Here is a 12,492-nt window from a genome sequence, read left to right as displayed (position 1 = left end):
GAAAATGACGGAAGCTACACCTGCGATTGCAGAAATATGAGCCTCCGTCATATCTTTCCGGTGTAGACCGATCACGTAGGGGCGTTTGCCCGTACTCGATCGTTGCGGCAGGGTCAGGCAACCGCCCGCTCCTTGTGCATCGACTGGATCTGCAGGAGCGTATCCAGGTTCTGGTTGACGCGGCAGTAGAACTCCTCGTCGATGAACGGACGCAGCATGAAGTCGTTGCCGCCGGCCTTCAGGAATCGTGCCGAAAGCAGCCGGTTGGAAGAGGAGGAAACGCCGATGATGCGCAGCTCATGCGAGCCGATCGAGGCGCGGATGCGGCGCGTCAGCTCGAAGCCATCGATATCGGGCATGTTGTAGTCGGTGACCATAAGGCCGATATCGCGGTTGGCCTTGAGGATCTCCAACGCCTTGGCGCCGCTCTCGGCGGTGCTGACGCGAAAATTATAGCGCTTCAGGCGGCTGGAAAGCAGCGCACGGGCCGTGGCGCTGTCGTCGACGATCAGCACGTGATGACGGTGGTTCGTCAGGAACCGGCAGATCGATTCCGCCAGCAGGTCGACGGCAAAGATATTGTCCTTGAGGATGTAGTCGACGATATCCTTGGCGAGCAGCTTGTCGCGCATGCCTTCCTGGAACGTGCCGGTAAAGACGATCGTCGGGATCGACAGATCGACCAGATATTCCAGTGCCTCGCCGTTTTCGGCGCCCGGCAGGTTGATGTTGGAGATCGCGAGCGTAATCGGATCAGAAGATTTGTCGTAGGAAAGCTGCAGCTCTTCGAAGCTGCGGCAGATCTCGACATCGATATCGAAGAGCTCCTTCAGGCGCTTTCCGATCATCGACGTGAAGACATTGGAATCTTCAGCGAGGATAATGCGCGCGCCGGCAAACATTTCTCCGGAATATTGCATCCCCGAAATACCTAGAAACGCCATGGCAAACCTTTAAAATGGAAATTGTGTCCCCGAACGAAACGGTTACATGAATTGATTTGAATAATTATTAATTGGGTTGCCATAGCCAGCCATGAAAAAGGCGGCCGATGATGCGGCCGCCCTTTTCTTGTCCATATGCTTAAGAAATTGAAGCATCTCGCGCTAAACATAGACTTAAAGCGCGTCGCGATATCCCTTAGCCACGAAGTGCTGCGTTCTCGGTGTCGAACGGGCTCTCACCGACGACGGTCGCGTTGTACGTGGTGCCGAGGATCTTGATCTTCAGCTTCGTGCCTTCCTTGGCGTAATCGGGCCGCAGCATGGCAAGCGCCAGCGAGCGATTGATACGGAAGCCGAAAGTGCCGTTGGTGGCGCGGCCGACAAGCTCGCCCGCCTCGTTGTAGATTGCCTCCGAGCCGCGCGCATCGACGTCATTGCCGGTCTCGACGACAAGCGTCGCGAAGTTCCACTTCAGGCCCTTTCCCTTGTAGGAAAGCAGGCCCTCACGGCCGAGGAATTCCTTTTCCGGCTTGATGAAGCGGTCGAGGCCGGATTCATAAGCATTATATTCGATCGACATTTCGCGCGGGATCAGGCGATAGGACTTCTCCACCGACATGGACAGCATGGCGCGGATGCCGAAAGGCTTGATGCCGAATTCGGCACCGGCTTCCATCAGCTTGTCGAAAATGTAGTTCTGCATCTCGATCGGATGATGCAGCTCCCAGCCGAGCTCGCCGACGAAGTTGACGCGCAGCGCATGGGCGGTTGCTGCACCGACCGAGATCTCCTTGCCTGATAGCCAGGGGAAATCCTTGTTGTCGAGGCTGGTGCGGGTCAGCTTCTTCAACACATCGCGCGACTTTGGACCGGCGAGAACAAGCACGCCCCAGCCTTGCGTGATCGGCGTGAACTTCACGCTGCCGTCTGTCGGCAGCAGCTTGCGCATATAGTCGTGGTCATGCGCCTCATAGGCGCCGGCAGAGACGAGGTAGAAAGTGCCGGGCGCGCTTTCATAGACGGTGAATTCCGCGCGCACGCCGCCTTCCCTGGTCAGCATGTGGCAGAGCGCGATACGTCCGCGCTTCTTCGGGATCGCGTTGGCAAAAATCGATTCCAGCCATGCGCGCGCACCGGGACCTGTGACCAATGCCTTGGCGAAGGCCGACATGTCCAGCACGCCGACATTCTTGTTGACGTTCAGGACTTCGTTGCCGACATGCTCGAAATAGTTCGAGCGGCGGAACGACCAACGCTCCAGGACGCGGCCGTCCTCGGTCGGGTCGGAATGATTGTGGTTGGTGAGAACATCGGCGCCGACGCCGATCTGGTCCTTCGGCAGATCATAGCCTTCGGGCGCAAACCAGTTGGCGCGTTCCCAGCCATAGACGGAGCCGAAGACCGCACCGAGCTTCTTCAGGCGGTCATAGACCGGCGTCGTCTTCAGCGGACGGGCGGCGGAGCGCTCTTCATCCGGATAGTGCATGGTGAAGACGTTGGCATAGGCCTCCTCGTTCTTGGCGATGAGGTAGCCTTCCTTCGCGTAAGGGCCGAAACGGCGCGGATCGACGCCCATCATGTCGACGGTCGGCTCGCCATCGACGATCCATTCGGCAAGCTGCCAGCCGGCGCCGCCGGCAGCGGTGATGCCGAAGGAATGGCCTTCATTCAGCCAGAAGTTCTTCAGCCCCGGTGCGGGACCGATGATCGGGTTGCCGTCGGGCGTGTAGGCGATCGCGCCATTATAAACCTTCTTGATGCCGACTTCGCCGAAGGCAGGTACGCGGGCGATCGCCGTTTCGATATGCGGCATCAGCCGGTCGAGCTCTTCCTGGAACAGCTCGTATTCGCTGTCATCGGACGGACCGTCGACATAACAGACAGGCGCGCCGTGCTCGTAGGGGCCAAGCAGCAGCCCGCCATTTTCCTCGCGCATGTACCAGGCGCTGTCAGCCTCGCGCAGCACGCCCATTTCCGGCAGGCCCTTGGCCTTGCGGGCGAGAATATCGGGATGCGGCTCGGTGACGATATACTGGTGCTCGACCGGGATGACCGGAATATTGATGCCGACCATGTCGCCGGTCTTGCGGGCGAAGTTGCCGGTGCAGGAAATGACGTGTTCGGCGATAATCTCGCCCTTGTCCGTCGTCACCTTCCAGAACCCGTCAGCCTGCTGCTCGATGGCGGTGACCGTCGTGTTGCGGTAGATCGTGGCGCCGTAGTCGCGGGCACCCTTGGCAAGCGCCTGCGTCAAGTCCGCCGGCTGGATATAGCCGTCATCGGGATGCTGAATGGCGCCGAGCAGTCCATCGGTCTCACAGAGCGGCCAGATCTCCTTCACCTGCTCGGGCGTCAGGATATTGACCTTCACGCCGATCGTTTCGGCAATGCCGGCATAATACATAAATTCGTCCCAGCGATCCCTGGTGCGGGCGAGACGAATGTTGGAAACCTTGCTAAAACCGACATTCATGCCGGTTTCCTGCTGCAGTTCCTGATAGAAGCGGACGGAATATTTGTGAATCTGGCCGACCGAATAGCTCATGTTGAAGAGCGGCAGGAGGCCCGCCGCATGCCAGGTCGAGCCAGACGTCAGCTCCTTGCGCTCGATGAGCACGCTGTCGCCCCATCCCTTCTTCGCAAGGTGATAGAGCGTCGAAACGCCGACCACGCCGCCGCCGATGACCACTGCCCGCGCATGTGACTTCATGGAATAATACCCTCTTCAACCGAATGTCCGGCCTGCGATACCCGGACGAACCATTGTCGCGAACTATGCCGCGAGGCATGAGCCGTGAGAGGCCTGTTTACGACATGCGAAAAGCTTGCCGCGACCACCTGTAAATAGACAAGCGTCAAAAGCCGTGAGGCTCAAAAAATCATGAAAATCGGCAATAACCAGGTTCAAGCCGCCGTCACTTGACGACGGCCGAACCCTTGACGATCTCGATCGTCTCGTCGCCGGAAAGCCCGATACGATCGCCATCGGGCGTCGTCATGAAGCAGCCGGAGGGACAGAACCTTTCGGAAGCGCCGGCATCGACGACGACTTCCACACGGTTGCCGCCTTCGGTGACGGTCAGCACCACGGGCGCTTCGTCCTTGTTGGTGACGGAGGCCGCCTGCGCCAAAGGTGCGGCGGAAAGGAGAAGAAGAAATGCGACTGCGGAACGTGTCACGACATGCGACATAGGCTATACGCCCTCCCCTCGAGCGCTCGTCGCTGCCCGGCAGCGATCGATTGCCTGAGGTTATAGCACCACAGCCGTGAATGAGCGCTGAATGCCCCGTTCAGCCTTTGAGCTTGCCATCGGCCGCCTTGCTGCGCAATTGGCGCACCGGCTGCTCGTCTTCCACCGTCTCGTTGTCCCTGGCCTCATCTTCAGCCGCGGCGTCCTCGGGCTCATCAGGCTTTTGGACAAGCGCCTTCTCCGCTTCGGCATTCGCCTGCCGGTGGATGGTCAGATCGCTCTGCGGCAGCGGGATCTCGATGCCTTCCGCCCTGAAGCGCCTGAGGATCTCGATCCTGAGATCGTTGCGCACCGCCATGCCGTCACCCATGTCGGCCAGGAAGAAGCGCAGCTCGAAATCCAGCGAATAGGGGCCGAAGCGCAGGAACTCGACATGCGGCTCCGGATTGCGCATCACCAGTGGCACCTTGGAAACGAGTTCCAGCAGGATATCCATCACCTTCCGCGGATCGGCCTCGTAGCTTACGGAAACCGGGATTTCCGAACGGCCGATCTTGTTGCGATGCGTCCAGTTGCCGACGAGCCCGTTGATGAGCTCGGAATTCGGCACGATGATCGACTGCTTGCGGAAGGTCTCGATTTCGGTGGCGCGCACCGAGATGCGCTTGACGATACCTTCGGCCGTGCCGGACACGACATGGTCGCCCACCTTGAAGGGACGTTCGACAAGCAGGATCAGGCCGGAAACGAAGTTCGACACGATGTTCTGCAGGCCGAAACCGATACCGACCGACAGCGCCGAGGCGACGAGGGCCAGATTGGACAGGTCGATGCCCGCCGCCGAAACGCCGAAGATGGCGGCCACACCGACGCCGAGATAGCCGATGCCCGTCTTCACCGAATTGCGCACGCCGAGATCGACATGGCTGCGCGCCATGACATTGCTGTCCAGCCACTTCTGCACCCAGCGCGTCGCGAGATAACCGCCGGCGAAGAGCAGGATGCCGGTAAAGATGCCGAGCAGCGAAATGCTGATACCGCCGAGACGGACTTCCGTAAACAGCCTGTAAGCAAGCAGCTGCAGATCCTGCACGTGGAAGCCCCAGAGCAGCAGGATGAGCGGAATGCCGGTCAAGAGCGCGACCGCATAGATCAGCAGGCCGACGACCAGCCCCACCTGGTCGATCGCCACCGGCCCGAGCTTGAAGCGGGTTTCCAGGAAACGCCCGAGGAACGTATCGCCGAAATTGTCCTGCCGTGAGATCGCCTTGCCGAGCAGCAGGCCGATATAGGTGGTCACCACGATTGCGCTGGTGATGATGAGCTGCGTGGCGACGAAACGTGCCAAGCCCACATAGCCCGAAAGTGCAGCAAGGATCAGCCCGGCGCCGAAGACGCGCAACAGGATCGCCATGCCGCGCGGCCAGTGGCGGCCAGGCGCATCGGGATCGCCGTTCCTCGCCAGCATCGGCTTTCCGAAGGATACGGCAATCAGGATGAGGCCGATGATCAGTGCCGCAAGCAGGCTGCGCACGACCGTCAAAACCAGCGGCGAGCCCATCGCTTCGCCGATGGCGCCGAAGAGATAGTCGAGCGCGTTGACCACCGCCATGGCGATCAGGCAGTAGCCGACAGAGCGCGCGCCGAGATTGGAAAGACGCACCAGGCGCCAGGACGGATCATTCGGCGCAAAGACCGCATTGACGAAGCGGCCGACGAAATAGACGAGACCGATCGAACCGAAGAGCGCGGCGATCACGGGCGTGATGTCGCTCCTCAGCACATTAAAGCCGTCGAGGAAGATCAGCGACGTCACCAGCAGCACATCGAGCGCCGCCGTGCGGATCAGCGTCGACCAGAAGGCAAAGGCAAGACGGCTGATATAGGAAGGTTCTTCGACATTGACGTCGCGCCGCAAATACTGGCCGAAAAGCCGGTAGCCGCCGGAGAGCAGGATCAGGGCCGTCGCGAGCGACAGGAAGATCGCCGCAAACAGCGACAGGGCCTTGAACTTCCAGACGAAGGTAATCCAGCTCGAAAGCGTCTGGGAAAACTCGCTCACTTCCTGCACGAAGGCACTGGTCGCATCGTCGAAGACGGAGACGGAGATCTCGGTGCGCCGGAACAGCGTATCGGCAAAAAGCTGGCGGCGCGTCGCCGTGATCACGTTGGAAAGCTTGGTGATAGCGATCGACAGATTCTCCGCGTCACCCGTGACGGCGTTGATCTGCGAGCGCTCGGCCGTCAGCGCGTTACGCTCTTCGGTGACGATCTGCGCTTCCGGCGGCTGCCCGTCCTTCGGCGGTTCGCCGAGCTCGGCAAGGCGGCTCTTGATCTGGTCGAACCGCGGCCGCAGGCTGACGGACGTCGCGATGACGGTGCGGCCGAGCTCGTCGGTCTTGCCGGCAAGCTCCACCAGACCGTCGTCATCGTCGACATTCTGCTTGACGCGGTCCTGCAGCGAAGCAAGCTCGTTCTTCGCCTTGTCGATATCCTTCAGCGCCTGATCGAGGCCGGTACTGGCGAGCGGCGCCTCGGCCGGCGCAGCCTCTGCCGGAGCCGCTTGAACCGGAGCCGCCGGAACCGGAGCCGATTGGGCTGGCGTCGTCTGGGTCTGAGCCTCAGCCGCCGGCTGCGGGGTCTGCGCAGAAGCGGCCCTTCCATCGAAATGCAGGCCGGCAACAGCCAGCGAAAGCAGAAGAACGGTGCGAAGCAGCCAGTGTATCAAGCGCAAGAAGCCCCCGCGTGGATTCGTCTCATCAGGTAATTGACCGCTTCTTATAGGAAAGAAAGGCGACAGAAAGGCGGAATTTCCAGGTGGCAGCTCAGAAACCGGAACCGGGAAGCGCGAGATAGGCCAATTCGGCATCACTCGACTCGCGCCCGACAAGGGCATTGCGGTGTGGAAAACGGCCATATGTCGCAATCACTTCGCGGTGGCGAAGCGCATAATCACGAAACTCCTCGTCGCCGAGCGCTGTGAAAAGTGCCACCGAGCGATCCTGCTCAACGAGATCTTCTGCATGCTCGAACGGCATGTAGAAAAAGGTTCGCAGGATACCCTCCACCGACTGATCCGCACCATTGGCAAGCGCAAGCTTCGCCTCGCGCAGCGCCAGCCCATCGGTCGCAAAGGCAAGTGGCGTCGCGCGGTAGATGTTGCGTGGAAACTGGTCGAGCACGATCACGGCCGCAAGCCGGCTCTCGGGGCTGGAGCGCCATTCCTCGGTGACTTCAAGGGCAAGCGACAGGTGGGTGGCACGAAACCGCGCCCGGATTTCCTCGTCCAGTTCTGCAGTCGAGCTGAACCATTCCTTGCGGCCGCAGCGAACGAACCAAAAATCGTAAACTTCGCCCGGCGTGCAGACGCTATCCGTATTCATGATGCTCCCCCAAGCGTCAGCTTACAAAAAAGAACAGGTCGGCTCACGAAAACCGAGCCAGACTACAAAAGCTACGTCAGCTTACGGAAAAGACCAGCATCGCTCTCGTGCCGCGATGCTCCGGATCATAGACGAGTTCGGATTTCAGGCTGGAGGCCATGGCGGTCAGGATCTTTGTGCCGAGACCGGTCCCCTTCGGCGGGCCGTCCTGCTCGAAGCCGCGGCCGGCATCCTCGACCGTCACACGCAGCACATCGCTCTCATGCTCGACGATCACGGTAATCTCGCCGGGAACACCATCCGGATAGGCATATTTGAAGGCGTTGGTGACGAGTTCACTGACGATGAGGCCGAGCGTGATGACCTTGTCGGTCGCCAGATTGACCGGCTGGGAAGTCAGCACCACGCGATGCGGCCGTTTCTCGTCTCGCATCGAGGCTTCGAGCTCGGTCAGGAGGCTGCTCAGATATTCATCCACCTGCACCGTGCCGACCTGCCGGTTGGTGTAGAGACGGCGGTGGACGCTGGCGATCGCATTGATACGCATCTGCGTTTCCTGCAGAGCGTCGATCGCTACCTGGTCGCTGGTCATGGAGGACTGCATGCGGATCAGCGCGCCGACGAGGCCAAGGCTGTTGGCGATGCGGTGATTGACTTCGGCAAGCAGCATTTCCGCATGGTCACGCTGCTGGCGGATCACCTCCTGCGCCTGCGCCGTGTCACGGCGGAAGCGCGCCCGCTCCAGCCCCTGTTCGAGGGCGGCAGCCAGAAGATCGAAATAATCGGGCGAAATGCCCTTGAGAACATAGTCGTCTGCGCCGGCCTTCAGTGCTGCGACCGCAATGCTCGTATCGCCGGAGCCGGTGGCATAGATCACAGGCGGATGGTTGGGCATCGCGATGATGCGCGGCAGGATATCGAGCCCGGTTTCGGCCTTCAGGAAATGATCGAGAACGACGGCCTCGATGCCGCCTTCGGCAAGCACTGCAAGGCCGGAAGCTCCGTCGCTTGCCCATTCGAGCGTAAAGCCGCGGCGGCCGAGATTCTTCTGCATCAGCAGCGCCAGCGCTTCATCGTCATCGATATAGAGGATACGGATGGTTCCACCCGTATCGCCGTTGGACTCGCTCATTCTGCCTCCGGGCATTTTCCCGCAGCAATACCGGCTGTGAGGCCGCCGAGTCTTTCTGCATGAGACTGTCGTATTGCATGGACAGGCGCGCGTAAACAGCACCTAGCCTTTGGTATCATGTGATGCCTGACGCCAGGCAGATCGAAGGAGAATGCCATCGAGAATGTCGACCCTTCCCGGCTGCGGCCGGAAGCCCTCTAAAAAATCGCGAACACGAATACTGAAAATCAGTGCCGTAAACGCAAGGGAAGGCAAATGGTTCCGCGGAAAGTCAGCTTTTTTGAAAGCGCCGGTGGTGAGAAACCTCGGCACCCGCATCGGCAGCAAGCTGCAGGAAGCGCAGGCAGGACAAGAAGCCGATCATGCCGACGACGAAGAACGCCCAGCGGAAATCGCCGAGAGCCGGGTCCGCTGCACCCCGAAGCCCCGAGGAAATGTTGAGCACGGCCGCCGCCACCGCAACGCCGAGCAGCATTGAAATCTGCTGCAACATGCTCGACAGCGTCGAGGCCGAGCTTCTCTGCGTCGGGCCGATATCGGCAAAGGAGAGCGTATTGAGCGCCGTGAATTCCATCGACCGCGAAAGCCCGGCAATGAAGAGCAGCGCCGAGATGATGATCGCAGGCGTTTCCGGCGTCAGCAAGCCGCAGGCGACGATCGAGGCGGCAGCGATGATGCCGTTGAAGAAGAGCACGTTGCGGAAGCCGAAGAACCTCAGGAGCGGCGTCGTCACTACCTTCATGCCGAGATTGCCGAGGAAATAGACCAGCAGATAGGTGCCGGCGGCAATCGAACTCAGGCCGAAACCGAGCTGGAAGAGCAGCGGCAGCAGGAAGGGCGTGGCATTGATCGCCACTCGGCAGGCCGTGCCCGCCGAAAGCGTCGTCATCGAGAAGGTCTGAACCTTGAAGGCCGAGAGATCGAGCAGCGGATTGTCGGCCCGCAGAAAGTGCCGCGTCGCCATGACGGAAAGGACGATGCCGGCGGCAAGCAGCACGAGGAGCGGCACGAACCCGCCCTGCCCTTTGACCGACAGTTCGAGCGCCGCAAGCAGCGAGGTCAGCCCCGCCGCGCTCAGGAAGAAACCCTTGATGTCGAGAGGCCCGACGCGCTCTTCCCGCTGCTCCGGCACGAAGCGCAGCACGAGCGCAATGCCGACGAGGCCGATCGGGATATTGATGAGGAAATTCCAGTGCCAGCTCGCATAGGTGGTGATGAAACTGCCGAGCACCGGGCCGACGACGGGTGCGGTCAGCGCCGGCCAGGTGATCAGCGCGATCGCCTGCACCAGCTCGGACTTGCGGGCATTTTTCAACACGATGATGCGCCCGACCGGCGTCATCAGCGCACTGCCGACACCCTGCACCGCGCGCGCAATGACGAACTCCGTCAGGCTTCCCGACAGGCCGCAGAACAGCGATGCCAAGGTGAAGACGGCAATCGACACGAGAAAGACGCGCCGCGCGCCAAACCGGTCGCCGAGCCAGCCGGAAAGCGGAATGAAGGCCGACGTGGTCAGCATGTAGACGGTGATGCCGATGCTCATGGCGACCGGCTGCACACCGAAACTTGTCGCCATCTGCGGCAGCGAGGTGGTGACGATCGTACCGTCGAGGATCTGCATGAAGAAGGAAACGGCAACGACCAGCGCTACGATCTTGGCCTGGCGGACGCTTGCCGCCTCATCTGTCTTCTCATCCGTCTGAACTGCAGTCATCGATCTGCCAATGCGAATTCCTGAATGCGCGGGAAAGGGCGGGAAAACCAGGAGACAAGCCGCGCGGAGGGAGTTCAGCCTGCATACGCCGCTTATGCCAGATCGGAAAGGTCAATTGCCGCCAAGGCTGAATTTTTTGTCAACATGTTCGGCAACAATCGATATCAGTGGCCAACAGCCGTCTCAATCGGCTTCGCGGTCACACTAGCCGCCGAAAGCTTGCCGAGCTCGGATCTGCGGCTGGCAGTATCGAGCTCGGAAAAATCATCCGGCAGCTCGGACGTGACCTCGCCCTGCACCACGCAGTCGATCATGAACATCGGTCGGCGCTTATGCTCCTGCACCAGCCGGCCGACATATTCGCCGAGCGTGCCGAGCGCGATCAGTTGGATGGCGCTTAGGGCCGATATGGCAGCCATGATGCTCGACCAGCCGGTGATGACATTGCCTTCGAACCATTGCACGAGCGTGTAGACCAAAAGCCCCACCGCGAAGACGGCCGAAATAAGCCCCATCCAGGCACTGATGCGCAGCGGAATGATCGAGAAACTGGTGATCGCATCGATCGCGAAGCGGATCATCTTGCGCAGCGGATATTTCGTCGAGCCGGCATAGCGGACATCGCGCGTATAACGCAGTGCCACCTGCCTGCCGCCGATCCAGCTCACCATGCCGCGGATAAAGCGATGCCGCTCCGGCATATTGAGGAGGATATGGACAATGCGCGCCTTCATCAGCCGGAAATCGCCTGTGTCCTGCGGGATCGAGATGGACGTCAGCCGCGTCAGCAGCCGGTAGAAGACCGAGGCGGTAACAAGCTTGAACTTCGTTTCGCCCTTGCGCTCGCTCCTCTGCCCGTAAACGACATCGGCCCCTTGATCCATGATCGCCATCATCTGCGCCAACAGCTCCGGCGGATCCTGAAGATCGGCATCGATCAGCAGCACGCGCTCGCCGCGCGCCACCGCAAGGCCCGAGGTCGCCGCAAGCTGGTGGCCGTGATTGCGCAGAAGCTTGACGCCGAGCACCTGCGGAATGTTTGCCGCAAGCCCCGATATGACGTCCCATGTCTCATCGCTGGAGCCGTCATCGACGAGGATGATCTCGAAGGATTGGCCGGCTACGGCTTCCGCTGCCGCCCGCGCCCGCCGGCAGAACTCGTTCAGCCCCTCGGCTTCATTGTAGCAGGGCGCGACGATGGAAAGCTTCGTCTTCACGTCAGCACCATCAACGGATTTGCCCATTTCCACCGAATCTCCCAATCCCCGCAGGGCAGCATGATCAATCGCCTGAAGGCACACAAGACAGAGCACCCTTGCCCTGATGATCGGAATCCGTGCCTCCGGCGGTGGTTTGATATCACGCGTCTGCTTTGCATATTCTAAAGGCGAAGCCGCAAAGTGGATTGCGGAGCATGAGTACAAGGAGGTGTCATGCAGAATGCGGCACCCGATCTCGGCCGCAGGGCCGCCGAAGCCAACGCCAAGTTCCTGGTGGCCCTCGCCGTCATGGTCTTCCTGGTGGCAGGCACGCTCGCCTATTGGCAGGGCTGGCTCTTCATCGCCAATTTCGCCGCCTGGTCGGCCGGCTCATCGGTGTATTTCTACTATCGCGACCCGACACTTCTGGAAAAGCGCATGCGCGCCGGCCCGGCCGCCGAAACGGAGCCGGTCCAGAAGCGCATCCAGCTCTTCACCAGCGTGGTGATGATCGCCCTCATCATCGTCTCGGTGCTCGATTACCGGTTCGGCTGGTCGGCGGTCCCGGTGTGGGCAATCATTGTCGGCAACCTGCTGATATCGGCAGGCTTCCTCTTCGTCGTCTTCGTTCTCAGGGAAAATACCTTTGCGTCGGCCACCATCCAGGTCTCCGAGGACCAGAAGGTCGTCTCCACAGGCCTCTACGCCCTCGTGCGCCACCCGATGTATGCCGGCGTCCTGCCGCTTGCATCAGGCATTCCGCTTGCGTTGGCCTCCCTGTGGGGCCTCGTCATCGTACCGCTGATCTTTATCGGCCTGATCCTGCGACTGCTCGATGAGGAACAGCACCTGCGCCGGGAGCTGCCCGGCTACGAGGATTACTGCGGCAAGATAAGGTACCGGCTGTTTCCCGGCCTCTGGTGAAA

At 60.6% G+C, this 12,492-nt stretch carries 9 protein-coding genes; 1 reads left to right on the top strand and 8 read right to left on the bottom strand.

The annotated features are described in order from the left end of the window. Positions 1 to 113 precede the first annotated feature (113 nt). The 8 genes from AC1DUP_RS03415 to AC1DUP_RS03380 all read right to left on the bottom strand — a co-directional run bounded on the left by AC1DUP_RS03415 (position 114) and on the right by AC1DUP_RS03380 (position 11,611). The gene (locus AC1DUP_RS03415) at positions 114 to 944 is read right to left on the bottom strand and encodes a response regulator (protein WP_113296722.1); all 831 of its coding nucleotides are present in this window, start codon (positions 942 to 944) and stop codon (positions 114 to 116) included. 196 nt (positions 945 to 1,140) lie between these two features. Further along, positions 1,141 to 3,654 (bottom strand): GcvT family protein, encoded by a 2,514-nt coding sequence (locus AC1DUP_RS03410; RefSeq protein ID WP_477832080.1) that lies wholly within the window; start codon positions 3,652 to 3,654, stop codon positions 1,141 to 1,143. Positions 3,655 to 3,859: 205 nt separating this feature from the next. Further along, positions 3,860 to 4,135 carry a hypothetical protein gene (locus tag AC1DUP_RS03405; protein WP_113296720.1) on the bottom strand — a complete coding sequence of 92 codons (276 nt, stop codon included), beginning with the start codon at positions 4,133 to 4,135 and terminating at the stop codon, positions 3,860 to 3,862. A 100-nt stretch (positions 4,136 to 4,235) separates the two neighbouring features. Then, positions 4,236 to 6,869 (bottom strand): mechanosensitive ion channel domain-containing protein, encoded by a 2,634-nt coding sequence (locus tag AC1DUP_RS03400; RefSeq protein WP_477832079.1) that lies wholly within the window; start codon positions 6,867 to 6,869, stop codon positions 4,236 to 4,238. A gap of 91 nt (positions 6,870 to 6,960) precedes the next feature. Further along, positions 6,961 to 7,518: a DUF924 family protein gene (locus tag AC1DUP_RS03395; RefSeq protein ID WP_477832078.1), complete on the bottom strand. Its 558-nt coding sequence runs from the start codon at positions 7,516 to 7,518 to the stop codon at positions 6,961 to 6,963. 76 nt (positions 7,519 to 7,594) lie between these two features. Beyond that, a complete protein-coding gene (locus AC1DUP_RS03390) occupies positions 7,595 to 8,650 on the bottom strand; it encodes a histidine kinase dimerization/phosphoacceptor domain -containing protein (protein ID WP_113296717.1) in 1,056 nt (351 codons plus the stop codon). Positions 8,651 to 8,921: 271 nt separating this feature from the next. After that, the gene (locus AC1DUP_RS03385) at positions 8,922 to 10,367 is read right to left on the bottom strand and encodes an MFS transporter (protein ID WP_477832077.1); all 1,446 of its coding nucleotides are present in this window, start codon (positions 10,365 to 10,367) and stop codon (positions 8,922 to 8,924) included. Between the two features lie 164 nt (positions 10,368 to 10,531). After that, complete coding sequence (locus AC1DUP_RS03380; RefSeq protein ID WP_477832076.1) at positions 10,532 to 11,611, bottom strand: glycosyltransferase family 2 protein; 1,080 nt, start codon at positions 11,609 to 11,611, stop codon at positions 10,532 to 10,534. A gap of 189 nt (positions 11,612 to 11,800) precedes the next feature. Between AC1DUP_RS03380 and AC1DUP_RS03375 the strand changes: the two genes are divergently transcribed. Further along, on the top strand, positions 11,801 to 12,490 hold the full coding sequence (locus AC1DUP_RS03375; protein ID WP_113506869.1) for a methyltransferase family protein: 690 nt from the start codon (positions 11,801 to 11,803) through the stop codon (positions 12,488 to 12,490). Positions 12,491 to 12,492: the final 2 nt, after the last annotated feature.

This window comes from Rhizobium sp. 01L419, from assembly GCF_056400025.1.
This window is presented reverse-complemented; position numbering and strand designations above follow the sequence as displayed.

Coding starts and splice junctions, on each gene's coding strand:
- AC1DUP_RS03415 (WP_113296722.1), bottom strand. CDS start 944: ATGGCGTTTCTAGGTATTTCGGGGATGCAATATTCCGGAGAAATGTTT.
- AC1DUP_RS03410 (WP_477832080.1), bottom strand. CDS start 3,654: ATGAAGTCACATGCGCGGGCAGTGGTCATCGGCGGCGGCGTGGTCGGC.
- AC1DUP_RS03405 (WP_113296720.1), bottom strand. CDS start 4,135: ATGTCGCATGTCGTGACACGTTCCGCAGTCGCATTTCTTCTTCTCCTT.
- AC1DUP_RS03395 (WP_477832078.1), bottom strand. CDS start 7,518: ATGAATACGGATAGCGTCTGCACGCCGGGCGAAGTTTACGATTTTTGG.
- AC1DUP_RS03390 (WP_113296717.1), bottom strand. CDS start 8,650: ATGAGCGAGTCCAACGGCGATACGGGTGGAACCATCCGTATCCTCTAT.
- AC1DUP_RS03385 (WP_477832077.1), bottom strand. CDS start 10,367: ATGACTGCAGTTCAGACGGATGAGAAGACAGATGAGGCGGCAAGCGTC.
- AC1DUP_RS03380 (WP_477832076.1), bottom strand. CDS start 11,611: ATGGGCAAATCCGTTGATGGTGCTGACGTGAAGACGAAGCTTTCCATC.
- AC1DUP_RS03375 (WP_113506869.1), top strand. CDS start 11,801: ATGCAGAATGCGGCACCCGATCTCGGCCGCAGGGCCGCCGAAGCCAAC.